21 protein-coding genes are annotated in these 24,690 nt (G+C 63.8%); 10 read left to right on the top strand and 11 right to left on the bottom strand.

All coding sequences use genetic code 11. From position 1 onward, the window contains the following. Positions 1–66 precede the first annotated feature (66 nt). From X741_RS156025 to tpiA, 5 genes are all read right to left on the bottom strand, one after another. Positions 67–612: a DUF1697 domain-containing protein gene (locus X741_RS156025; protein WP_023777412.1), complete on the bottom strand. Its 546-nt coding sequence runs from the start codon at positions 610–612 to the stop codon at positions 67–69. Between the two features lie 24 nt (positions 613–636). Then, positions 637–2,274, bottom strand: a complete 1,638-nt coding sequence (locus X741_RS156020; protein ID WP_013895397.1) for a CTP synthase — start codon at positions 2,272–2,274, stop codon at positions 637–639. Between the two features lie 218 nt (positions 2,275–2,492). After that, positions 2,493–3,620, bottom strand: coding sequence for a L,D-transpeptidase (locus tag X741_RS156015; protein WP_023777413.1), 1,128 nt, complete (start codon positions 3,618–3,620; stop codon positions 2,493–2,495). 212 nt (positions 3,621–3,832) lie between these two features. Then, positions 3,833–4,309, bottom strand: a complete 477-nt coding sequence (gene secG / locus X741_RS156010) for a preprotein translocase subunit SecG (protein ID WP_023777414.1) — start codon at positions 4,307–4,309, stop codon at positions 3,833–3,835. 167 nt (positions 4,310–4,476) lie between these two features. Next, complete coding sequence (tpiA, locus tag X741_RS156005; RefSeq protein ID WP_013895394.1) at positions 4,477–5,247, bottom strand: triose-phosphate isomerase; 771 nt, start codon at positions 5,245–5,247, stop codon at positions 4,477–4,479. A gap of 143 nt (positions 5,248–5,390) precedes the next feature. Here tpiA and X741_RS156000 point away from each other — a divergent pair, with 143 nt between their 5' ends. From X741_RS156000 to glp, 5 genes are all read left to right on the top strand, one after another. Then, positions 5,391–7,283: a peptidyl-prolyl cis-trans isomerase gene (locus X741_RS156000; protein ID WP_023764945.1), complete on the top strand. Its 1,893-nt coding sequence runs from the start codon at positions 5,391–5,393 to the stop codon at positions 7,281–7,283. After that, positions 7,280–8,290 carry an anthranilate phosphoribosyltransferase gene (trpD, locus tag X741_RS155995; protein WP_023777415.1) on the top strand — a complete coding sequence of 337 codons (1,011 nt, stop codon included), beginning with the start codon at positions 7,280–7,282 and terminating at the stop codon, positions 8,288–8,290. Before X741_RS156000 ends, trpD begins: the two co-directional genes overlap by 4 nt. A 3-nt stretch (positions 8,291–8,293) precedes the next feature. Next, positions 8,294–9,142 (top strand): indole-3-glycerol phosphate synthase TrpC, encoded by an 849-nt coding sequence (gene trpC / locus X741_RS155990; protein ID WP_023777416.1) that lies wholly within the window; start codon positions 8,294–8,296, stop codon positions 9,140–9,142. 66 nt (positions 9,143–9,208) lie between these two features. Then, positions 9,209–9,691 carry a cyclic pyranopterin monophosphate synthase MoaC gene (gene moaC, locus X741_RS155985; protein WP_023777417.1) on the top strand — a complete coding sequence of 161 codons (483 nt, stop codon included), beginning with the start codon at positions 9,209–9,211 and terminating at the stop codon, positions 9,689–9,691. Beyond that, positions 9,691–10,896: a gephyrin-like molybdotransferase Glp gene (gene glp / locus X741_RS155980; RefSeq protein WP_023777418.1), complete on the top strand. Its 1,206-nt coding sequence runs from the start codon at positions 9,691–9,693 to the stop codon at positions 10,894–10,896. The genes moaC and glp overlap by 1 nt, the downstream gene beginning before the upstream one ends. Positions 10,897–10,943: 47 nt before the next feature. Here glp and X741_RS155975 read toward each other — a convergent pair whose 3' ends face one another. Then, on the bottom strand, positions 10,944–11,771 hold the full coding sequence (locus X741_RS155975) for an alpha/beta hydrolase (protein WP_023777419.1): 828 nt from the start codon (positions 11,769–11,771) through the stop codon (positions 10,944–10,946). Between the two features lie 307 nt (positions 11,772–12,078). On the opposite strand from X741_RS155975, the gene X741_RS155970 reads away from it, so the two are divergent. Further along, positions 12,079–13,704 carry an AMP-binding protein gene (locus X741_RS155970; protein ID WP_023777420.1) on the top strand — a complete coding sequence of 542 codons (1,626 nt, stop codon included), beginning with the start codon at positions 12,079–12,081 and terminating at the stop codon, positions 13,702–13,704. Further along, positions 13,701–14,537: a tryptophan 2,3-dioxygenase gene (gene kynA, locus X741_RS155965; RefSeq protein WP_031249963.1), complete on the top strand. Its 837-nt coding sequence runs from the start codon at positions 13,701–13,703 to the stop codon at positions 14,535–14,537. The genes X741_RS155970 and kynA overlap by 4 nt, the downstream gene beginning before the upstream one ends. Positions 14,538–14,541: 4 nt before the next feature. Here kynA and kynU read toward each other — a convergent pair whose 3' ends face one another. Genes kynU through X741_RS155945 form a run of 4 tightly spaced genes read right to left on the bottom strand, consistent with a single transcriptional unit; the run spans position 14,542 to position 18,562 of the window. Further along, the gene (kynU, locus tag X741_RS155960) at positions 14,542–15,789 is read right to left on the bottom strand and encodes a kynureninase (RefSeq protein WP_023777421.1); all 1,248 of its coding nucleotides are present in this window, start codon (positions 15,787–15,789) and stop codon (positions 14,542–14,544) included. An 18-nt stretch (positions 15,790–15,807) separates the two neighbouring features. After that, entirely contained in the window at positions 15,808–16,731 is a 924-nt protein-coding gene (locus X741_RS155955; RefSeq protein WP_023777422.1) for an ABC transporter permease, read from the bottom strand. Positions 16,732–16,736: 5 nt separating this feature from the next. Beyond that, positions 16,737–17,516 (bottom strand): ABC transporter ATP-binding protein, encoded by a 780-nt coding sequence (locus X741_RS155950; protein WP_023777423.1) that lies wholly within the window; start codon positions 17,514–17,516, stop codon positions 16,737–16,739. A gap of 59 nt (positions 17,517–17,575) precedes the next feature. Beyond that, positions 17,576–18,562 carry an ABC transporter substrate-binding protein gene (locus X741_RS155945; RefSeq protein ID WP_023777424.1) on the bottom strand — a complete coding sequence of 329 codons (987 nt, stop codon included), beginning with the start codon at positions 18,560–18,562 and terminating at the stop codon, positions 17,576–17,578. A gap of 151 nt (positions 18,563–18,713) precedes the next feature. On the opposite strand from X741_RS155945, the gene X741_RS155940 reads away from it, so the two are divergent. Further along, a complete protein-coding gene (locus X741_RS155940; protein ID WP_032927731.1) occupies positions 18,714–19,487 on the top strand; it encodes a GntR family transcriptional regulator in 774 nt (257 codons plus the stop codon). Between the two features lie 428 nt (positions 19,488–19,915). Beyond that, positions 19,916–20,668: a transcriptional repressor LexA gene (gene lexA, locus X741_RS155935; RefSeq protein WP_013895379.1), complete on the top strand. Its 753-nt coding sequence runs from the start codon at positions 19,916–19,918 to the stop codon at positions 20,666–20,668. Here the strand turns inward: lexA and X741_RS155930 are convergent. Continuing rightward, positions 20,662–23,109 (bottom strand): ComEC/Rec2 family competence protein, encoded by a 2,448-nt coding sequence (locus X741_RS155930; protein ID WP_023777427.1) that lies wholly within the window; start codon positions 23,107–23,109, stop codon positions 20,662–20,664. The genes lexA and X741_RS155930 overlap by 7 nt on opposite strands. 101 nt (positions 23,110–23,210) lie before the next feature. Here X741_RS155930 and gltX point away from each other — a divergent pair, with 101 nt between their 5' ends. Further along, positions 23,211–24,635: a glutamate--tRNA ligase gene (gene gltX, locus X741_RS155925; RefSeq protein ID WP_023777428.1), complete on the top strand. Its 1,425-nt coding sequence runs from the start codon at positions 23,211–23,213 to the stop codon at positions 24,633–24,635. Positions 24,636–24,690: the final 55 nt, after the last annotated feature.

Consider the following 24,690-nt stretch of genomic DNA (forward strand, 5'->3'; position numbering starts at 1 on the left):
AGTAGGCAGTAGGAGCTAGGGAATAGAGAACAGCATCCCTACTGCCTACTGCCTACTGCCTACTGCCTACTGCCTACTGCCAACCATCTCGGCCAGCTTGCGCACCGTGTTCCAGTTGCGCGACGTGCCGATGCCCATGCGCTTGTGACTGGCGGCGGCAAGCAGCCGCGAGCTTGGCCGCTCCCGCGAGAACACCAGCCATATGTCGCCGCCGACCAGGAGCACCTTCTCGTCCTCCCCGGCATGGGCTTGAAGCCCCGATAGGGCATCTTCGGCCACGGCCTTGCGCATCACGCGCACCGCGACCTGATCGCCGGCTTCCACCGATTCTCTCGGGAATGGATTGCGGCTTGCCAGTTTCAGCCAATCTCCAGCGCGGCGGACAACGATGTCGACGTGGCGGCCGAAGGCCTGTTCGAACGCCGCCTCCAACCGCTTTTCAAGTGCGGAGATCGAAGTCTTTTCGCACTCGAAGACAAGGTTGCCGGTCGCCACCAAAGTCCGAACGTTCTTCAGGCCAAGGTTTTCCGCCATTGCCTTGAGGTCCGACATGACGACACGGCGCCCCTCGCCCAGAATGATGCTGTAGAGGAGCGCGACATAGGTCTGCATCAGGCGCGTCTCGCTTGACGGCGCCTACACGAGGCGCGACTGCTCGACCGCCGCCTCGATGAAGCTGGCGAACAGCGGATGCGGATCGAGCGGCCGGCTCTTCAGCTCGGGGTGATACTGGACGCCGATGAACCAGGGATGGTCGGGATACTCGACCGTTTCCGGCAGCACGCCGTCCGGCGACATGCCGGCAAACACCAGGCCGCAATCCTCGAGCCGTTCCTTGTAGTCGACATTGACCTCGTAGCGATGGCGGTGGCGCTCGGAAATCTGCGTGTCGCCATAGATGTCGGCGATCTTCGAGCCCTTGGCGAGTTCGGCCTGATAGGCGCCGAGCCGCATCGTGCCGCCGAGATCGCCGGTTTCGCGGCGCTTCTCCAGCATGTTGCCCTTCAGCCATTCGGTCATCAGGCCGACGACCGGTTCCTCGGTCGGGCCAAACTCGGTCGAGGATGCATGTTCCACGCCGGCCAGCGAACGCGCCGCCTCTATGCAGGCCATCTGCATGCCGAAGCAGATGCCGAAATACGGCACCTTGCGTTCGCGCGCGAACTTCGCCGCCAGGATCTTGCCTTCCGAACCGCGCTCGCCGAAACCGCCGGGCACCAGGATGCCATGCACCTTTTCCAGCCACGGCGTCGGATCTTCCTTTTCGAAGATCTCGCTCTCGATCCAGTCGAGCTTGACCTTGACATGGTTGGCCAGGCCGCCATGCGAGAGTGCCTCGATCAGCGATTTGTAGGCGTCCTTGAGGCCGGTGTATTTGCCGACGATGGCGATGGTCACCTCGCCTTCCGGATTGTGGATACGGTCGGACACCTTCTGCCAGGGTTCCATGCGCGGCTTCGGCGCCGGATCGATGCCGAAAGCGGCCAGCACTTCCGAATCGAGCCCTTCCTTGTGATAGGCCATCGGCACGTCGTAGATATGCGGCACGTCGAGTGCCTGGATGACGGCGCTTTCCCTGACATTGCAGAACAACGACAGCTTGCGGCGCTCTTCCTTGGGAATGGCGCGGTCGGCGCGCACCAGCAGGATGTCGGGCGCGATGCCGATGCCGCGCAGTTCCTTGACCGAATGCTGGGTCGGCTTTGTCTTCAGCTCGCCGGCCGTCGGAATATAGGGCATCAAGGTCAGGTGCACGTAGACGGCGTTGTTGCGCGGCAGGTCATTGCCGAGCTGGCGGATCGCCTCGAGGAACGGCATCGCCTCGATGTCGCCGACCGTGCCGCCGATCTCGCACAGCACGAAATCATAATCGTCATTGCCGTTGAGGACGAAATTCTTGATCTCATCGGTCACATGCGGAATGACCTGCACGGTTGCGCCGAGATAATCGCCGCGCCGCTCGCGCTCGATGATGTTCTTGTAGATGCGGCCGGTGGTGATGTTGTCCTGCTGATTGGCCGAGCGGCCGGTGAAGCGCTCGTAGTGGCCAAGATCGAGATCGGTCTCGGCACCGTCATCGGTGACGAACACCTCGCCGTGCTGGTACGGCGACATCGTGCCGGGATCGACATTGAGGTAAGGGTCGAGTTTTTTGATGCGTGCGCGATAGCCTCGCGCCTGCAGGAGAGCCCCAAGGGCCGCTGCGGCTATGCCTTTTCCAAGTGAGGAAACCACGCCGCCTGTGATGAATACATATCGCGCCATGGGAGTCATCGCTTAACGCGGCCGGATTGATTCCGCCAGAGAAAAAACCGCCGCGAAGGCTTTTTCCCAAAAAGGCGCTCGGACCATGATCCCGAAAAGTGGAATCCGGTTTTCTCGGACAAACGGTTTCGGTTTGTCCAGGGATCACGACCGAACAGGCTTGGTCGTGAGCAAGGCAAAACAAAAGGGCCGGCTGAGCCGGCCCTTTCGCCATGATGGTGGAAACGTCAGATGATTACGACTCTGGTACCGACCCTGACGCGGCTGTAAAGGTCCATGACGTGCTCGTTCATCATGCGGAAGCAGCCATTGGAAGCGCTGGTTCCGATCGACTGCGGCGCGATGGTGCCGTGGATACGCAGATGCGTGTCCTTCTTGCCGTCATAGAGATAGATGGCGCGTGCGCCGAGCGGGTTCTGTCCGCCGCCGGGCATGCCGTCCTTGTACTGGGCGTAGTGCTTCGGCTCGCGCTTCTGCATGTCCAGCGTCGGGATCCAGCGCGGCCACTCCTGCTTGTCGCCGACGGCGACCGTGCCCTTGAACTGCAGGCCTTCACGGCCGACCGCGATGGCGTAGCGACGCGCGGTGCTCGATGATTCGACGAGATAGAGCCGGCGCGCACTGGTGTCGATGACGATGGTGCCGGCATCGTAGCCCGTGAATTCGACGTCCTGAGGCACGAATTCCGGCTTCACCTTGAACGGCTTCTTGGCGTTCTTCTGGGCAAGCGCCGAGTCGAGCGCGCGCGTCTCGGGCAGATAGCTGATCGAGGAGCCGGATGACGAGATCCCGCCGAACAGGCCGGCGAACAGACCACCGCTCGGCTGCTTCTGGCCGCCGAGGACCTCGCTGCGCAACTCGCCATTGTTGCCGGTCAATGCGACGTTCATGGCCTCGGCCGGGAGCGGCTCGGCCGACTGGATCGGCGCGATCGGTTCCATCGGCTCGATGACCTTGACGGTCTTCTTGGCCGGCTTGGCTTCGGCCACTTCAGTGGCAGAGGCACTTTGGCCCCTTTTTGCCAGGAAGTCCTGGCGTGCGGCCTCGGCCCGGGCCTTGGCCGCTTCGCGCATCGCCAGTTTCCTGGCTTCAAGCGCCTTGGCCTTGGCGTCTTCCTTGTCGGCAACGATCTTGGCTTCGATCTTCTTGATCTGGGCGAGATCGTCCGGCGTCGGGTTTTTCTTCTTCTTGAGAAGCCTCAACTGCGCCGCATCGCTCTTGACTGCGATGTTGATGGCGTCGGTCCTGTCGACCGACTGATTGGCGGCCATATTGGCCGGCATGCCGGCGAAAGCCGGGGAACTGAGGCCGAGTGCGGCGCAAAGTCCCAGGAAAATGAAGCTGCGAAGCTGCATGGCGAAGATCCGATCGTTTAATGCTTGTTGCCCACGGCGTCGCCCGGCGTCCCCCAAGGACACCGAAAATGCCGCGTGCAATCTATAGTCGAATAAATGCGGATGCCTCAAGCACGAGGCAGCACCACTACCCGTCGAATCTTCGTGATCGCGCAGCATTTGCCGCGACTGTGTTCAAACGATCACAGATCGCGGTTTGGAGCGAGCGGAAGCTACTGGTTCGGGACCTGGGGGGCGGCCGGCGCGGTGTTGGTGGTGCCGTTGCTTGCAGGCGGCGTCGAACCGGCGGCCGGCGCGGTGGCCGGAGCCGTTGCCGGAGGCGTCGTCGCGGCATCGTTGCCGGATGGCGGCGTCGGCGTGGCGTTGCCGGCGGGTGCCGGGGTGGTCGTGCCGGGCAATTGGTTGAGCACGCCCTTGCCGGCTTCACCCGATGTCGCGGGAACGCGGTCGAGGATGTCGATCGGCTTCTCGCCGTAGCGGGCAATGATCGACAAGGTCAGCGATGTGACAAAGAACGCGGCCGCCAGGATCGCCGTCGCGCGGGTCAGCGCGTTGGCAGCGCCACGCGCGGTCATGAAGCCCGATCCGCCACCAATGCCAAGGCCGCCGCCTTCGGAGCGCTGCAGCAGCACCACGCCGACAAGGGCGAGCACGACCATGAGATGGATGACGATCAGTACGGTTTGCATAGTTTATCCTGGCAAGGCCTTGCCCGGCCGCGAACACGACCGGTGAATTGGAGGCGGCTCAATACAATGCTTTCACGGCATTTCCAAGCCCGTGGCCGGAATATGGGAAGCAACGCCACCTTTGCAACGAATTTGGACGCGCCGCGACGCGTCCATCATCGCAAATCTCATCCGGAAATGCTGCGATAGGCTTCCGCGATAGCAAGGAAATCCGCTGCTTTCAGACTGGCGCCACCGACCAGTGCGCCATCGACATTCCTGACACCCAGCAGTTCAACGGCGTTGGATGGCTTGACCGAGCCGCCATAGAGAATGCGCATTTTGGCGGCTACGGCGCCGAGCTTTTCCGCCAGTTTTTCGCGGATATGCGCATGCGCTTCGGCAACGTCGGCCGCGGTCGGCGTCAGGCCGGTGCCGATCGCCCATACCGGCTCATAGGCAATGACAGTGTTGGACGGGGTGGCGCTTGGCGGCACCGAGCCGGCGACCTGGCGCGACAGCACCTCCAGCGTGGCTCCAGCCTCGCGTTCCTGCTGTGTCTCGCCGATGCAAACGATGGCCACGAGCCCGGCGCGCCATGCGGCGGTAGCCTTGGCCTGGACCGTCGCATCGTCCTCGCCGCGTTGTTCGCGGCATTCGGAATGGCCGACGATGACATGGCTCGCGCCGGCATCCTTCAGCATCTCCGCCGAGATGCAGCCGGTATAGGCGCCGCTTTCCTTGGCGTGGCAGTCCTCGCCGCCGGCATGGACCGGCGTGCGCGACAGAATCTCCGCGGCATGGGAAAGCAGCGTCGCGGGAACGCAGACCAGGGCTTCGGTTTCCGCGTCGAGCCCGCTCATGAACCCGTTGCCGATCATCCTGAGTTCGTTCAGCGAGGCACTGGTGCCGTTCATTTTCCAGTTGCCGGCGACGAGCGGGCGAATTCCTGGCGTCATGGTCTGCTTCTCCGGGCAATATCTGGCTCTGGCCCTCACTACCAAAATCAGGCCACAAAGCAATCGACAGTGGACCGGAAGGGCGCTATTGCGCTTGTTTCAGACTCGGCGCATGCGAAAATGCGCATAAATCGGAAGTAACCATGCTTGGTACATTGAGAAGCGCGGCAGGCACCTGGGTCGCGAAGACGCTGCTTTCGCTCCTGGTGGTCAGTTTCGCCGCCTGGGGCATTTCCGGGCGCCTGATGGGCGGCTTTGCCGGCCACGATTCGGTGATAACCGCCGGCGGCACCAAGGTGTCGATCAACGAATACCGCCTCGCCTACGATCGCCAGCTGGCCGTCATGTCGCAGCAGTTCGGACAGCGCCTGACCCACGAACAGGCCAAGGGGCTCGGCATCGACAACCAGATCCTGGCTCAGCTCGTTTCCGGCGCTGTTCTCGACGAACAAGCAAGGAAACTGGGACTGGGCTTGTCCAAGGACAGGCTGGCGGAACTGACACGCGAGGATCCGGCCTTCAAAGGCCCAGGCGGCCAGTTCGACAGAAGGACGTTCGAATATATGCTGCACGAGGTCGGTATGCGGCCCGAGGATTATCTGAAGAACCGCGCCCAGGTGGCGGTGCGCCAGCAGATCGTCGAGGCGGTTTCGGACGGCCTCAAGGCACCGGACACTTTCTTCAAGGCGGTCGCGCTCTATCGCGGCGAGGACCGCACGGTCGACTATCTGACATTGCCAAAGGCGCTCGTCGAGCCGGTCGAGGCGCCGAGTGACAGCGTGCTTCAGGCCTATTTCGAGGCCAACAAGAAAACCTACGCCGCGCCTGAATACCGCAAATTCTCCTATGTCCGCCTGGAGCCGGTGGACATCATGGATACGACCGCGGTCACCGACCAACAGGTCAGCGACGACTACAACAAGAACAAGGCGCGCTACACGACGCCCGAAATGCGCACCATCGAGCAACTCGTGTTCAAGACGCCGGACGCGGCCAAGGCCGCGCTTGATTCGCTCAAGGCGGGCGCCACCTTCGACAAGCTCGTCGCGGCCGAAGGCAAGACGCCGGCCGACACGTTGCTCGGCACGCTCGCCAAGGACAAGATCGCCGACAAGGCGGTCGCCGACGCGGCCTTTGCGCTCAACGCGAACGAGGTCAGCCCGGTCGTCCAGGGCGCCTTCGGTCCGGTGCTGCTGCGCGTCACCGAGATCAAGCCCGAAGTGGTGAAGCCGCTGGCCGAAGTGTCGGACCAGATCCGCAAGGACCTGGCGCTGGGTGAGGCAAGCCGCATCCTTTTGGATGTGCACGACAATTACGAGGACACTCGCGCCTCCGGCAGTTCGCTGGCCGACGCGGCGGCCAAGCTGAAGCTCAAGGACATCACGATCGACGCCATCGATCGCTCAGGCCTCAGGCCGGACGGTTCGATCGTCAAGGACCTGCCGGAATCGCCGGAGCTGATCAAGGCCGTCTTCGATGCCGAACCCAACACTGAAAACGACGGGCTGACCACGGCGGACAATGGCTTCGTCTTCTATGAGGTCAGTTCGGTCACGCCGGCTCGCGACCGGACGCTTGATGAGGTCCGCAAGAAAGTCGTCGCCGACTGGACGGCCGCCGAGACCACCAAGCGCCTCGCCGCCAAGGCGGACGAACTCGAAAAGCGGCTCAAGGCCGGCGCCACGCTGGACGTCATCGCAGGTGAGCTCAAGCTGGAGAAGCAGACCAAGCGCGGTCTGAAGCGTGAAGCCGACGATGCGGACTTCGGCAAGGAAGGCGCTGCCGTGATGTTCGGCGTCGGCGAAGGCGGCACCGGGTTGATCCCCTCGCCCACCGGCGACGGACAGATCCTGTTCAAGGTCGCCGAAGTGTTCGAACCAGCCGGGGCCGATGCCAGCTCGGTACCGGAGGACGCGCAGAAATCCTTCACCTCCGGCATGTCGGACGATCTGCTCGACCAATTGGTGGCGCAGTTGCAGACGCAGTACGACGTCCGAGTCGACCAGGCCGCCGTCGCCCAAGCCTCGACAAGATGAGCGCGCTGAAAACCCATATCGCCAAGGTCGCGACCGGCAGCGCGCTTTCCTTCGAGGAAGCCCGCGAGGCTTTCGACATCATCATGTCAGGCGACGCGACCCCGGGGCAGATCGGCGGCTTCCTGATGGCGCTGCGCGTGCGCGGCGAGACGGTGAGTGAGATCTCCGGTGCCGTCGCCACCATGCGCGCCAAGATGCTTCGCGTCGAGGCGCCGCCAGGCGCGATCGATATCGTCGGCACCGGCGGCGACAATTCCCATAGCGTCAACATTTCGACAGCCTCGGCCTTCGTCATTGCCGCCAGCGGCGTCCCGGTCGCCAAGCACGGCAATCGCGGCCTGTCCTCGCTGACCGGCGCCGCCGATGTCCTGGTCGCGCTCGGCGTCAAGATCGACCTCTCGCCGGAGCTCATCGGCCGTTGCATCCATGAGGCGGGCGTCGGCTTCATGTTCGCCCCCGCGCACCATCCGGCGATGAAGCATGTCGGCCCGACCCGGGTCGAGCTCGGCACCCGCACCATCTTCAACCTGCTCGGGCCCCTCTCCAATCCGGCCAGCGTCAAGCGGCAGATGGTCGGCGTGTTCCTGCCGGAATGGGTCATGCCGGTGGCCGAGACGCTGAAGGCGCTGGGCACCGAACATGCCTGGGTCGCCCATGGCGATGGCTATGACGAGATCACCACCACCGGTGAGACGCAGGTTGCCGAACTGGTTGGCGGCGAAATCCGCAGCTTCACGCTGACCCCCGAAGAGGTCGGGCTGAAGCGCCATACCAAGGACGATCTCCGGGGCGGCGACGCCGCCTACAACGCCAACGCGTTGCGCGATATGCTGGGCGGCGCAGCCGGTGCCTATCGCGACACCGTGCTGATGAATGCCGGCGCCGGACTGGTGATTGCGGGCAAGGCGACGACCCTTGGCGACGGCATCGCGCTCGCCGCGCAGGCCATCGACAGCGGCCGCGCTCTGCAGGTGCTTGACCGGCTGGTCGAAATTTCGAACGGGTGAACCGTGTCTGACATTTTGCGCAAGATCGAAGCCTACAAGCGCGACGAGATCGCCGCCGCCAAGGCGCGCGTACCGCTGGCGGAGATCAAGGCACGAGCCAAGGACGCCGACGCCCCGCGTGGTTTTCTCGCCGCACTCGAGGCGAAGCGCAGATCCGGCAACTTCGCCCTGATCGCCGAGATCAAGAAAGCGAGCCCGTCCAAAGGGCTGATCCGGGCCGATTTCGATCCGCCGGCATTGGCGCAGGCCTATGAAAAAGGCGGCGCTGCCTGCCTTTCCGTGCTGACCGATGCACCATCCTTCCAGGGCGCGCCGGAATTCCTCACCCGGGCACGGGCAGCCACCGCCCTGCCCGCGCTGCGCAAGGATTTCCTGTTCGACCCCTACCAGGTCTATGAGTCCCGCGCCTGGGGCGCGGACGCCATCCTGATCATCATGGCCAGCGTCGACGATGCCTTGGCGAGCGAATTGGAAGCGACCGCATCCGAACTCGGCATGGATGCTTTGATCGAGGTGCATGATGAGGCCGAGACGCAGCGTGCGGTAAAACTGTCATCGCGGCTGATCGGCATCAACAACCGCAATCTGAGAACATTCGAAACCAGCCTTAAGACCTCGGAGCGGCTGGCGCCGATGGTGCCGGGCGACCGGCTGCTGGTCAGCGAGAGCGGTATCTTCACGCATGACGATTGCCTCAGGATGCAAAAGACCGGCATCGGCACCTTTCTTGTCGGCGAAAGCCTGATGCGACAAGAGGATGTCACCGCGGCGACGCGCCTGCTTTTGACGGGCAAGGCGTTGGATGCATCGGCCCGAAAATCGGAATCGATTTTCGGAGAGCACGATGCATAGATTCAAAGTGATAGAGCGTACTTTGTGCGTCCAAATGGACGCACGTCGCTCTATGGCAGTCTGACGATGGCGGCCGCCCTCACCCATCTCGGCGCGCAAGGCGAGGCCAACATGGTCGATGTCGGCGACAAGCAAGAGACGACCCGTACCGCGATAGCCGAGGGTTTCGTCTCGATGCAGCCCGAAACGCTGAAGACCATCCTCGCCGGCAACGCCAAGAAGGGTGACGTGCTCGGCACAGCGCGTATCGCCGGCATCATGGCGGCGAAGAGGACGCATGAGCTTGTCCCGCTCTGCCATCCGCTGCTCTTGACCAAGATTTCCGTCGACATCGAGCCGGACCATGCCCTGCCTGGGCTGAAAGTCACCGCTCTGGCGCGCGTCACCGGCAAGACAGGCGTCGAGATGGAAGCGCTGACCGCCGCTTCCGTGGCCTGCCTGACCATTTACGACATGGCGAAAGCTGTCGACCGCGCCATGGTCATTTCCGGCATCAGGCTGGTCGAAAAGACCGGCGGCAAGTCCGGCGACTACAAGGTGGGCGCCTGATGGCGCTGCTTCCGGTCGCCGAGGCGCTCGAGCGCCTGCTGGACGGCGCAGCACCCTTGGCCGGCGAAAGCGTTTCTCTTTTCGAGGCGATCGATCGCGTGCTGGCGGAGCCGGTCGTGGCGCTTCGCACCCAACCGCCTTTCAACGCCTCGGCCATGGACGGTTATGCAGTGCGCGCCGCCGACATGGCCTCGGTGCCATCGAAACTCTCCGTGATCGGCATGGCGCCGGCGGGGCGCGGCTTTGACGGTACGGTCGGCAAGCGCCAGGCGGTACGCATCTTCACCGGCGCGCCGCTGCCTGATGGCGCCGACACCATCGTCATCCAGGAAAATGTCCGCGATCTCGGTGGCGGCGATATCGAAGTGATCGAACCCACCGCCGAGGGACGCAACATCCGCCGCACCGGCCTCGACTTCTCGACAGGCGATGTGCTGCTGCAAAGAGGCCGGGTGCTGGATCCGGCGGCGCTTTCCCTGACCGCATCGGCCAATCATCCCCGGGTGAGCGTGGTGAAGAGGCCGCTGGTCGCCATCATCGCCACCGGGGACGAGTTGCTGCCGCCCGGCAGCGAGCTCGGGCCGGACCAGATCATCTCGTCCAACGCCTATGGCGTCGCCGCGGCGGCGCAATCGGTCGGCGCCCGCGCGCTCGATCTCGGCATTGCCGCCGACCGCAAGGACGCAATCGCGGCATTGGTCAGGAAGGCCGTCGCCGCTGGCGCCGATGTCATCGTCACGCTGGGTGGCGCCTCGGTCGGCGACCACGATTTGATCCATGACGTGCTGATCGGCGAAGGCATGACGCTCGGTTTCTGGAAGATCGCCATGCGCCCCGGCAAGCCGCTGATGTTCGGCCGCCTCGGCGACATCAGATGCATCGGCCTGCCCGGCAACCCAGTGGCAAGCCTGGTCTGTTCGCAATTGTTCCTGAAGCCGCTTCTGGCAAGGCTTGGCGGCCGCGATCATCGCCAGGACATCCGCCAGGCCCGGCTGGGCGCTGCAATGGCCGCCAATGATCTGCGCCAGGATTATGTGCGGGCGGTGGCCAGGGAAGACGACAGCGGGCTGGTGGCAACGCCATTCAGCATCCAGGATTCTTCGATGCTGCGGATGCTAGCCGACGCCAACGGGCTTGTCGTGCGCGCCCCCTTCGCCCCCGCATCCACTGCCGGTGACACCTGCAACGTGCTGATGCTACGCTGAAGAATAGTGATATAAGCTGCTGATATAGGTCACAAAAGGTCTGGTTATTACGAGATCAAGACCCGTGTCAGCGGATGCGCCGGATCGACAAGCCCGTCGACAATGTCGTAGTGATGCCGGTCGGGCTCGACCACGGCGCTGGTCGTGGCGCCAAGGCCGGTCCAGATATTGGCCAGCAGCGCATTCTGGCGCAGGAATTCGGAACGCTCGCCGCCGCCGGCCCAGCAGGTGATGCGAGCACCATCCATGGGCCGCAGCAGCGCCGGGCTTTCAGTCAGCGCCTCCTGCTCGTCGATTGCCAGGGCCTCGTTCATGCCGGTGCGCATCAGCGGACGCAGGTCATGCAGGCCCGAAATCGAAACGACATGGCGTATGCGCCTTGCCACATCGGCGGCCAGCGGCGTGGTCGTGGTCACCATTCGGGTGGCAAGATGGCCGCCGGCCGAATGGCCGGTCAGCATCAGCGGTCCCTCAACGAGTGCCGCTGCCTTGCTGATCGCCGCTCCGATCTCGCTGACGATGCCGGCGATGCGTATGTCCGGACACAGCGTGTAGGACGGCATCGCCACGGCGAAGCCGCTGCTGACCGCGCCCTTGGCGAGGTGCGACCAGCCGCTCTTGTCGGACTCCAGCCAGTAACCGCCATGGATGAACACCACGAGCCCCCTGGGAGCGGCATCGGGCAGGAAAAGATCGAACCGGTTGCGCGGTCTATCGCCATAGGCGATATCGAACCTTGCCCGGCCTTGCGCCGACAGCGCATCGCGAAACGCCTGCGCCGGCTCCGCCCACGCGGCGGGCCACCGGTCGCTACCGGCGATATTCGCGCCGTTGGCGTAGGCATTGTTCCAATCGGCAATGCGATGTTCGATCATCGGCACCCTCCCCCGAAGCGGCATCGTTTCAGCGCTAGCAATGGCGGCCACCGTGCCACGCGTCAATGCTCCAGCGCAAAACATTTTAGGCTTGAAACAAATTTCGACTGGTGCGATCCTGCCTCCGGAACAGTCGGCAAAATGGGAGGTCTGCTGTGCTGCCCATCTGCGGATGTTCATCCTTTCTGGATGGCATGATCGAGCAATCGGCGGCACGAAACCTCCACGAAAGACAGGAACGACAGATTAACCGCCTTCGGTCTCATGCCTCGCGCATTGGCCAGGCAGCACATAGGATAGCGGCGAGATGCTTGGGCCTTCAGCGCATATCGACACGTTCACGCGCGATCACCTGCCGCCGCCGGAACAATGGCCCGATATCCTGCTCGATGGTTTTGATTATCCTGAACACCTCAACGCCGGCGTCGAACTGACCGACAGGCTGGTGCAGAAGGGGCTTGGTGACCACACCGCCCTGATCGGCAACGGCCGCCGCCGCACCTACAAGGAGCTGTCCGACTGGACGAACAGGCTGGCGCACGCGCTGGCCGAGAATTATGGCGTCAAGCCGGGCAATCGGGTGCTGATCCGCTCCGCCAACAACCCCGCCATGGTCGCCTGCTGGCTGGCCGCCACCAAGGTCGGCGCCGTGGTCGTCAACACCATGCCGATGCTGCGCGCCGGCGAACTCTCCAAGATCGTCGACAAGGCCGAGGTCACCATCGCGCTCTGCGACACCAGGCTGATGGACGAGATGACCGCCTGCGCCAAGGACAGCGCGTTCCTGAAACAGGTCATTGGCTTCGACGGCACCGCCAACCATGATGCCGAGCTCGATCGTGCCGCCCTCGACAAGCCGGTGACCTTCACCGCCGTCAATACCGGACGCGACGATGTCGCCCTGCTCGGCTTCACCTCGGGCACGACGGGCGTGCCGAAGGCGACGATGCATTTCCACCGCGATCTCCTGATCATCGCCGACGCCTATGCCCGCGAAATCCTGCAGGTGACGCCGGACGATATCTTTGTCGGCTCGCCGCCACTCGCCTTCACCTTCGGCCTTGGCGGGCTTGCCATCTTTCCCCTGCGCTTCGGCGCGGCGGCGACGCTGCTGGAGCAGGCGACGCCGCCCAACATGATCCACATCATCGAGACCTACAAAGCGACCATCTCCTTCACCGCGCCGACCGCCTACCGCGCGATGCTGAAGGCCATGGACGAAGGCGCGGACCTGTCGTCGCTGCGTGTCGCCGTTTCGGCCGGCGAGACATTGCCGGCTCCGGTCTTCGAGGAGTGGACGAAGAAGACCGGCAAGCCGATCCTCGACGGCATCGGCGCCACCGAAATGCTGCACATCTTCATCTCCAACCGCTTCGACGACATGAAGCCCGCATCGACCGGCAAACCTGTCGGCGGCTATGAGGCGCGCATCGTCGACGACGAGATGCATGAAGTGCCGCGCGGAACGACCGGACGGCTGGCGGTGCGTGGACCGACCGGCTGCCGCTACATGGCCGATGACAGGCAGAAGGATTATGTCCGCGACGGCTGGAACCTTACCGGCGATACCTTCACGCAGGACGAAGACGGTTTCTTCCATTTCGCCGCCCGCTCCGACGACATGATCGTCAGCGCCGGCTACAACATCGCCGGACCGGAGGTCGAGGCGGCGCTGCTGTCGCATCCCGATGTCGCCGAATGCGCTGTCATTGGCGCCGGCGATGCCGAGCGCGGCCAGATCGTCGAGGCGCATGTCGTGCTGGTGCAAGGCGTGGCGCCGGACGCGTTGACCGTCAAGCGCCTGCAGGACCACGTCAAGGCCACCATCGCACCCTACAAATACCCGCGATCGGTGAAATTCATCACCGCGCTGCCCAAGACCCAGACCGGGAAGATCCAGCGCTTCCGGCTGCGCACGGAGACCGTCAATTGAGCGAGCCCTACGATCCAGCGTCCGAAGGCGCCCAGATGTCGTTCAAGGAACGCATGTCCTACAGCGACTATCTGCATCTGGAGAAAGTGCTGGAGGCGCAGACGCCGCTGTCGTCGGCGCATGACGAGATGCTGTTCATCATCCAGCACCAGACATCCGAGCTCTGGATGAAGCTCGCTTTGCACGAGATCAGTGCCGCCATCCGTTCCATCCGTGCCGACCGGCTTGAGCCCAGCTTCAAGATGCTGTCGCGCGTCGCCCGCATCTTCGAGCAGTTGAACAATGCCTGGGACGTGCTGCGCACGATGACACCCAGCGAATACACCGAGTTCCGCGATGCGCTCGGCCAGTCCTCGGGCTTCCAGTCCTGGCAATATCGCGCCATCGAGTTCATGGCCGGCAACCGCAACCTTGCAATGCTCGGGCCACACAAGCACCGTCCGGACCTCAGCGGCAAGCTGGAGGCGATCCTGGCGGAACCGTCACTCTATGACGAAGCGCTGCTGCTTCTGGCCCGCAACGGTTTCGATATCGGCGCCGACGCCGGGCGAACCGACTGGCGCGAAACCCGGACCGAGAATGAGGCGGTCCTGGTCGCATGGCAGACCGTCTATCGCGACCCGCAGCGCTACTGGATGTTTTACGAACTGGCCGAAAAGCTGGTCGATTTCGAAGACTATTTCCGCCGCTGGCGCTTCAACCATGTCACCACGGTCGAGCGCATCATCGGCCTGAAACGCGGCACCGGCGGCACGTCGGGCGCCTCCTATCTCAAGAAGATGCTGGAGGTCGTGCTGTTCCCGGAACTCTGGACGGTCCGCACCCGGCTCTAGTTTCTCAAGTCACCGCCGTCTTGACCGCAAATCGCGCCTCTTTCCAAGCTTCAGTGCGCAAAATGTCCTCCAGCACCTCGACCGCCTGCCAGACGTCTCTGTAGCCGACATAGAGCGGCGTGAAGCCGAAGCGGATAGTCGACGGCGCGCGGAAGTCTCCGATCACGCCGCGCTCGATCAAGGCCCGCATCACCTGGTAGCCATGCGGATGCATGAAGGAAATCTGGCTGCCGCGCTGATTGCCGTCCCGCGGGCTCTCCAGTTCGAGGCCATAGGCACCGCATCTTGCTTCGACGAGCTGGATGAAAAGATCGGTCAGCGCAATGCTCTTCGTGCGCACCGCTGTCATGTCGACATCGTCCCAGATATCCAGCGCCCCTTTCAGCGCCCGCATCGAAAGCACGGGCTGCGTGCCGCACAGGAAGCGCCGGATGCCGCTGCCGGCGGCAAAACCCTGTTCGAAGGCAAACGGCCGCGCATGGCCCCACCAGCCGCTCAGCGGCTGGTGGACATCGCCGTGATGACGCTTTGCGGCATAGATGAAGGCCGGTGCGCCCGGGCCGCCATTGAGATATTTGTAGGTGCAGCCGATGGCGAAATCGGCATTGGCGCTGTCGAGTTCGACCGGCAAGGCGCCTGCGGTGTGGCAGAGATCCCAGACGATCAGCGCGCCGGCCTGGTGGGCCTTGCGTGTCAGCGCGGCCATGTCACGCAGCTGGCCGGATTTGTAATTGACGTGGTTGACCAGGATGACCGCGACGCGCTCGTCGATCAGCTCTTCAATATCAGGCGCATCGACGCCTTCGAGCCGCAGCACGGTGCCCGGCCGCGTCGAGGCCACGCCTTCGGCCATATAAAGATCGGTCGGAAAGCTGTCGCCCTCTGCGACGATGACCGATCGGTCCGGCCGCATCCCGAGTGCGGCATGCAGTACCTTGTAGATGTTGATCGAGGTCGTGTCGCAGACCACCGTCTGGCCGGCCGCCGCGCCGATCAGGCGGCCGAGCTGGTCGCCAAGCGCGACCGGCATGTCGAACCAGCCGGCAGTGTTCCAAGCACGAATGAGGTCCTGCGCCCACTCCTGGGTCGCCGCTTTCTGCAGCTCGTTAAAGACGGCGGGCGCCGCTGCTCCCAGCGAATTGCCGTCGAGGTAGATCACACCCTCCGGCAATGTGAACCGGTCGCGCATGGCGCGTAGCGGATCCGCCGCATCCATGGCTTCGACGGCCTTGAGGTCGAGCGTTGCGTTCATGATTGGTGATGTCCTCGATTATTCACGAATGGCTTCGCGAGCCGGCGCGGGTCCCCGGCTGCGCTTGAGGCTTGGCAGAGCAAGCATGGCGAGCACGAACAGGCCCGTAGCAAGCTTCAAATCGGGAGGCGGCATGCCGGCGGCAAGGCAGAACGACACCAGTTGGTAGTAGATGATCGCGCCGGCAAAGGGCGCCAGCAGCTGGCGCCAGACCGTCTGCTTGCCGACAACCGCCTCGCCGATCATCAGCGCGGCCAGTCCGTTGATGAGGATGCCCAGCCCCATATTGACGTCGGCGAAACCCTGCGACTGCACCATCAGCGCGCCGCTTGACGCCGAAAACGCGCTCGCCAGCCCGACGCCGCCGATGGTCGCCGCCCAGACATTGATGCCTTGCGCCTCGGCCATATCAGGATTGGCGCCCACGGCGCGCACCGCGGTCCCTTTCTCGGTCCTGAAGAACATGTAGAGCGCCACGAAGACGACGAGCGCCAGAAGACCGGCAACGACGATCTTGCTGGCCGGAAAACCCGGCCGCGCGAACGGTACCCAGTCGAACACCGCGGGCGAACCGAAGACGGAGAGATTGGACTTCCCCATGATGCGAAGATTGATGCTGTAGAGCATCGTCATCATCAGGATACCGGCAAGCAGCGTGTGGATACGGAAGCGCAGATGGATGAAGGCGGTGCAGCAGCCCGCCGCGAAGCCCACGATGAATGCGACCAGGATGCCGGTCACCGAAGCTGCTCCGGCAGCCAGCAGCACGCCGCAGACGCAACCGCCCAGCGGAAACGCGCCTTCGCTGGTGAGATCGGGAAAATTCAGCATGCGAAACGGGATCATGATGCCGAGCACGACAAAGGCCAGGATCAGGCTTTGCGCCAGGGTGACCGGCATGATCGCGATGAAGCTGGAGAGAACTTCCTGAATAAAGCCCATGGGGATCAGCTCGCCAGCAGCATGCGGTCGGTCTTGACGGAAAAATGGCCGATCAGATCGATAACCGTGACCCTCGCCTTTTCCTCGCCGGTGACTTCCAGCAGGACCCGGCCCGCGTCGAGCATGATCACCCGGCTGCCATAGTCGACGGCGTGCTGCATGTTGTGGGTGACCATCAGGGTGGTCAGCTTCAGCGCGCTGACGGCGCGCACCGTCGCCTGCATGACGATCTCGGCCGTGCGCGGGTCGAGCGCCGCAGTATGCTCGTCGAGCAGCAATAAATCAGGCGATCCGCCGACCGCCATGATCAGCGACAGGGACTGCCTCTGTCCGCCCGAGAGCAGGTCTACGCGCGTGTCGAGGCGATTTTCAAGGCCGAGGCCCAGTATCGACAGGCGCTCCTTGTAGGAGGCGAGCCGTGTGGCGTTCAGCCCTTGCCGCAGAGTGCGCTTGTGGCTGCGCAGATCGGCCAGCAGCATGTTCTCCGCCACCGTCATGCTGGCGGCGGTGCCGCGCATCGGATCCTGGAAGACCCGCGCCAATTTGGCGGCGCGCTTGTGCACCGGCATGTTTGTCACATCGGCGCCATTGATCAGGATCTTGCCGGAATCGAGGATCAGCGCTCCGGAAATGGCGTTGAGCATGCTGCTCTTGCCGGCTCCGTTGGAGCCGATGACGATGCCGAACTCGCCAGTCGCCAATGACAGGCTGAGGCTGTCCAGCGCGATCTTCTCGTCGGCCTGGCCCCTGTAGAATACTTTGCGCGCGGATCGGATCTCGAGCATCGTTCCTCCCTGACCTGACGGGTGACGGCGCCCCGCCGTCCCCCCCCTCAGTCCCGATATCAGTCGACGATGCACCCGCAATCGGCCATCGAAGCCGGTATCTCGATGCCGAACGCAGCCATCGCCTTGCGGGAGATTTGCGGCATGTGGTCGTTGTAGGCCGGGCGCGATGGCGCGATCGTTTTCGGATCCTTGCCCTTGAGGATCTCAGCGGCGATGTTGCCGGCGTTGACGCCGACCTGCGTGTAGTTGACTGCAAAACTTGCCGGTACGGTGCCGTTGCGGACCGCGCTGTCGTCGGAGTTGACGACCGGGATGCCGGCCTGGCGAGCGGCCGCGGAGACGGCGGCGATCGCCGGCTGGATCAGGTTCGAAGCCGGGCCGTAGATGACGTCGGCCTTGCCGGCGAGCGAGGCGATGCGTTGCTGGATGTCATTGACGTTGTCGATGCCGACCTCCACGACCTCGAAGCCGGCCGCGGGCGCCGCCGCCTTGATCTTTTCGACGAGGGCAACGTCATTGGCCTCGCCTGGATTGTAAGGCACGCCGAAGCGCTTGGCGTTCGGCAACAGCTTCTTGGTGAAGGCCATCACCGCGGCGACATCCTGCAGATCGCTGGCGCCGGTCATACCTTCATCTCCCGCGTCCCACGACGGCACCAGCTTGGCCGCCACCGGATCGGTGACCGCGGCAAAGACGATCGGAATGCCGGAGCCCGCGAGTGCCTTCTTGGCGATCTGCGAGACCGGCGTGGTGATGGTGTAGATCAGCTTGGGCTGCTCGGCCTGCAGCTTGGCGATCATCTGCGGCACCAGCGATGCATCGAAATTGGTATGGCTCTCCGTGTAGACGACGTCCTTGCCCTCGACGAAGCCATTGTCCGTCAGCGCCTTCTTGAAGCCGGCTATGGCGGCGTTCAATTGCGGATGCTCGCCGAAATTGGCGATGCCGATACGGATCTGATCGGCCGCGGCGCTGCCGGCGCTGACCATCAATGCGCCTGCCAGGGCCAATCCCGACAGCCAAGCGGATTTCGACTTCAACATCATTTCCTCCCAGATTTGATCAGCGCCGCTTATCGGGGCACCTCCAGCGATCATGGTCAGTCCCTCGGCGCATGTCAAACATTATATATAATTCTTGCCATCACCCACCATCATATATAATTTCCCAATGGCAGAGACCGAATGGATCGCAATGCAGGACCAAAAGAACTCCACCAAGACGGAAGCCGCCTACCAGCTTCTGCGGCGCGACATCCTCACCACCCGTCTCATGCCGGGCGCCCCGCTCAAGCTCAGCGCCCTGCGCGGCACCTATGGAGTTGGCTGGACGCCGCTGCGCGAAGCGTTGTCGCGCCTCGAAGCCGAACGCCTGGTCACCGCCATCAGCAATCGCGGCTTTGCGGTCGCCCCCGTGTCCCGCGCCGAACTTGAGGATCTGGCGCGCGCGAGGATGGTCGTCGAGATACCGCTCTTCCAGGAATCGATGGAGAACGGCGGCCGGAAATGGGAAGACGCGGTTGTCACCGCGCACTACCGGCTCGCCCGCTGCAAGACCGCGGTGGACGATCCCTCGGATGCCGCCGTCGACCAGTGGGACGAGAACCACGAGGCTTTTCATGCCGCGCTGCTGAGCGCCGCGACGTCCAGCTGGCTGTTGCGGTTTCGCTCGACGATCTCGGACCAGCTGCGCCGGCACCATCGCTTTCTTGGGCTGGCGCCGACATTGCGAGCCGCGGCCGGCCTCAAGGCTGGCTACGAGCAGGCCATGGACGCGCTGCGCGAGGCGATGGCGATCGAGCACCACACGGCAATCATGGAAGCCGCCCTGGACCGCGACATCGAGCGGGCAAAAGCGCTGATGACGGCCCACATCGGCTATACGCTGCACGTCTACGTCCACAGCGAGGACGGCGACGCGAACAAGGAAGTCGCGCGCGCCGGCAGCTTGAAAGCGGTTGCCGGATGATTTCGGCACCTCCGCATCGTCCGACGCTCGACGAGATTGCCGAAGCCCGCGATCGGTACCTGCTTCCGAACCAGCTATTGTTGGCGTTTTGATTTCGTTTCGTTCACGGCAGGCAAGCCGATCGCAGGCGCGAAAATCGGCATCGCCGGGCTCTGCCGTCGGCTGATGCCGAGCCATGTCGCAAGACAGGCCACAGGCTATTAACCAAAACATTTCAATGCGGGCGACGAGCGGCAACGGGCGAAAATCCCCGATTTCCGGCCTGTCCGGCCCTGCAAATGATTACGGCCCTCTTACCAAATTCACTAAACTTTAAACGGTTGCAGAACACAACTGGAACAGATAGTGTTTGTTCTGGGTTTGTTTTTTCGATTCTGGATCAGAACCATTCTGGATCAAAACCTTGTCCAGATACCTTGGGGGCCGCCATGCTGACACGCAAGCAACATGAACTCTTGATGTTCATTCATGAACGGCTCAAGGAAAGCGGTATTCCGCCCTCCTTCGACGAGATGAAAGAGGCGCTCGACCTCGCCTCCAAATCAGGGATCCATCGCTTGATCACGGCGCTGGAGGAACGCGGCTTCATTCGCCGGCTGCCCAACCGGGCGCGTGCGCTGGAAGTGCTGCGGCTGCCCGATTCGATCGCGCCGGGCCTCAACGCGGCGAAGAAATTCTCTCCAAGTGTCATCCAGGGAAGTCTCGGCCAAGGCGGTCTCGGTCAGGGCAGCCTCGGCCGCCAGATCAAGCCGGCACCGTCGCGCTTTGCCGCTGCCGGCAATGACGACGATGCGGTTCCAGCGGTGTCCATCCCGGTCATGGGTCGCATCGCTGCCGGTGTGCCCATCGATGCCATCCAGCATCAGACGCATACTATCTCGGTGCCGCCGGACATGATCATGGGCGGCGAGCACTATGCGCTGGAGGTCAAGGGCGACTCGATGATCGAGGCCGGCATCTTCGATGGCGACACGGTCATTATCCGCAACGCCGATACGGCGAGCCCGGGCGAGATCGTCGTGGCCTTGGTCGACGAGGAGGAAGCGACCCTGAAGCGGTTCCGCCGCAAGGGTGCCTCGATTGCGCTTGAAGCCGCCAATCCGGCCTACGAGACGCGCATCTTCGGGCCGGACAGGGTCAAGGTGCAGGGCAAGCTCGTCGGGCTGATCAGGCGCTACTGAGCCGGCACGGCACTTGGCTTGTCAGGTTTGCGATAGGGCTGCAGGCCCCTCGCCTCGCGCGAAAATTTTCGCTGCGCGTGCCAGGGCCGATACGGGCTGTCCACCGCGAAGCTGATGGTTGGCGGACCGGTGGCCGATTGGCGGTCGAAGAAGATGGCCGCGCTGCCCTTGCGGGCGAGCTGCCGTTTGGTGACGACGAGAACCAGCGGATTGTGGCAGGCGTCGTAGGCCGTTGCGTCGTTGACGATGATCAGGTCGGCGAAGCCACAGGCCTTCCAGGTATCCTTGCGGTCTTCGACATGCGCTATGATCGCACCGGACGGGTGCCTGGCGAGACAGACACCGTCAGTGCAATAGAACGGCGCTCCCGGCGGCAGGCTGACGGCGTCGGCAATATCGAATTGTCCATCCGCCTTGTCGAACATCTCCGGCAGGATGATGGTTTCGGATCTCAGCGCGCGTTTCCAGTTGTCGACGGTGAATTCGTTCGGCCGGGCCCGGCTGACCGCGAGTTCGCCACCGCCGATCGGCAGCGCGACCAGCCGCGCGTCTTCCGAGACCAGCACATCCGGCGTGCGCGTGTCGGACACCACCAGCAAGCCGGCGAGCGCGAATGGAAGCGCTGCAAGCCGCAGCCACGTCGTCGCCATCGTCGCGATGACCAGGGCAATTGCCACCAGCAGAACGGATTGCTGTGAGATGAGCCCGACCGCATCGACCGGAGAGCGTTCTGATATCCACGCCGAAATGGCGATCATCGCGGTCAGGCCCTTGCCCATCAGGTAAAGGGATGGCGCATCCAGTCCGAACGGCATCAGCAGCGCGCTGGCAACGGCCAGGAACATCACGACTGAGACGATCGGCATGACGGCCAGATTGGCGAACAGGCTGAGCGGCGACACCCGCTGGAAATGCCAGATGGCAAACAGCGCCGTGGCGCTGCCGGCGATGATGGAGGTCATGGCCAATCCGCCTGTCGCCAGCAGGAATTTTCGCGTCAGGAAGCCGGGCAAGGAGCGCTTCGGCGGCGGTGGCCTCGTTTTTCCCGCCCGGTGATCCGCCCAGCCGGCATAGGCGCCAACTAGGGCCGCGGTCGCGGCGAACGACATCTGGAAGCTCGGTCCGACCACCTCATGCGGGGAAACCAGGATGACGGCGATCGCCGAGATCGCCAGATTGCGCATGGTCAGCGCCGCGCGATCGAACAGGACGGCAATCAGCATCACCGCCAGCATGATGAAGCTGCGCTCGGCAGCGACGACGATGCCGGAGATGACGAGATAGGCGGCGATCGACAACAGTGCTGCCGCGGCCGCGTATTTCTTCACCGGCCGGCGCGCGGAAAAATCCGGGAACAGCGCGAAGGCGCCGCGCAGGAGCCCCATGATGGTGCCGGCGACCAGCGCCATGTGCAGTCCCGAAATGGAGATGATGTGATAGATGCCGGTGCGCCGCATCGCTTCGTTGATTTCGTCGGGGATGCCGGCGCGCACGCCGACGATCAACGCCGCCGCGATCTCGCCTTCTGCGCCGCCGACGCTGCCCCTGATATGGTCGGCAATGGCTTCGCGGGCGTTCTCTATCGCTGATGAAAGGCGGGCCGACAGCGGCATGCCAGCGTCGTCGGCTGCAACGACTTTTGGATTGCCGAGAAAGAACCCGCTGCCACCGATGCCGGCGAAATAGCTGTCGAAGGAGAAATCATAGCTGTCCGGCCGCACCGGACCGGTCGGCGGCAACAGCTTGGCATAGCCGGCAATAAGGGAGCCGGCGGTCATTTCCGGCGGTATCTTGCGTGCCGAAAGCCGGACCCTTTCCGGCGCGTAGCGCAGTTTCGGCCGGGCGGTCGACGTCACGTCGATGGTCAGCCGGATGCGGCCGGTCTCCATCTCTTCGATCGAGACGACGCGGCCGCTCAGTTGCGTCGAGATTTCCGAGCCCAGCATCTGGGTTCCCGTGCGCCACGTCTCGACCTTGGCGGCGAGCAAGCCAAGCGCGCACAGCAATGCCGCCGTCAGGAACAGATGGGTTTTCGGCCACGAGCGCGAGACAATCGCCAGGAAGCCCATGAGGGCCACCACCGCGACAGGTCTGGCAAAAGCCGGTTCGGCCGCCAGCGAAAAATAGCCGATCGCGCCGATTGCAAGGCAAACCGGCACCAGCAGGAAGCCAATGCCGCGGTCAAGCTCCAGCTCCGCCGCCGCAGTGATGCCGTTGCGCAGGCGCGGCAATGACAGCCGGCCGAGTTGCCGACGCACACGCACGATCCTGCCGGCCGGGGACTGAATTGGCGCGGGGATATCCGGTGCGGGCTGGTTGCCGGAACCCGGCACGAGAGGCGATTGCGTCGGCAGCGAGGCCGGCAGCGCAAACAGGGACCGCTCGCTGACGCCAACAATGGCATCCTCGCCCTGATCCGAGCCCCGGCTTCGTCCAGCCATTGGGTCTGCCCCTTGCACCCCTGACGCCCTATGCTACATGAACGCGCGACGCGCGAAAGTCCGCGCACCCACACCCGCCTCAGACGCTTCCCGAGAGTTCCATGTCCGACAAGGTCGTCACCCGTTTTGCCCCCTCGCCCACCGGCTACCTGCACATAGGCGGCGCGCGCACGGCGCTGTTCAACTGGCTGTACGCAAAGCATACCGCCGGCACGATGCTGCTGCGCATCGAGGACACCGATCGCGAGCGTTCGACCGAGGCGGCGACGGCCGCGATCCTGGACGGCCTCACCTGGCTCGGTCTGGGCTGGGATGGCGACGCGGTCTCGCAGTTCGAGCGCGCGCCGCGCCACCGCGAGGTGGCGGAGGAGCTGGTACGCCTGGGCAAGGCCTATTACAGCTACGAGACACCCGCCGAGCTCGAGGCGATGCGCGAGGCGGCGCGCGCCAAGGGCCTGCCGCCGCGCTACAATGGCCAGTGGCGCGATCGTGATCCGTCCGAGGCCCCGCCCGGCGTCAAGGGCGCTATCCGTGTCAAGGCACCGACCGAGGGCGAGACCGTGGTGCACGACCGCGTGCAGGGCGAGGTGCGCTTCCCCAATAAGGATCTCGACGACTTCATCATCCTGCGCTCCGACGGCAACCCGACCTACATGCATGCCGTCGTCGTCGACGATCACGACATGGGCATCACCCACATCATCCGTGGCGATGATCACCTGACCAATGCCGCCCGCCAGACCGTGATCTACAACGCCATGGGTTGGGATGTGCCGTCGATGTCGCACATCCCGCTGATCCATGGCGCCGACGGTGCCAAGCTGTCGAAGCGGCACGGCGCGCTTGGCGTCGAGGCCTACCGCGCCATGGGCTACCTGCCGGAGGCGCTGCTCAACTACCTGGCGCGCCTGGGCTGGAGCCACGGCGACGACGAGATCATGTCGATCAAGGACATGGTGTCCTGGTTCGACATAGGCGACGTCAACAAGGGCGCGGCCCGTTTCGATTTCGCCAAGCTGGAGGCGATCAACGGCGCCCATATGCGCCGCATGGCCGATGCCGAACTCTTGGACATCTTCATCGCCACCTTGCCCTATCTCGAGGGCGGCCCGGCGATGGCCGCGCGCCTCGACGACCGCAACAAGGCGCAACTGCTGGCAGCGCTTCCCGGCTTGAAGGAGCGCGCCAAGACGCTGGTCGAGCTCGTCGATGGCGCCGCCTTCCTGTTTGCCACGCGGCCGCTGCCGATCGACGACAAGGCGGCACTCCTGCTCAACGACGATGCCCGCAAGATCCTGCGCGGCGCTCACGAAGCTTTGAACGCGCTGTCGGGCGACTGGACGGCCGCGGCCGCGGAGGCCGCGATCCGCGACTACGCGCTGGCCGGTGGCCACAAGCTTGGCGCCGTGGCGCAGCCTCTGCGGGCCGCCCTGACGGGCAAAAGCACCTCACCAGGCGTGTTCGACGTGCTTGCCGTGCTGGGGCGCGAGGAGAGCCTGGCGCGCATAGCCGATCAAATCGATTAGGAGCAAACTGGCCCAAGAAGATTGGCATTGAAAGGCGGGTTTCGCAGTGCAACAT

The organism is Mesorhizobium sp. LNHC221B00 (genome assembly GCF_000502935.1).
GTDB lineage: Bacteria > Pseudomonadota > Alphaproteobacteria > Rhizobiales > Rhizobiaceae > Mesorhizobium > Mesorhizobium opportunistum.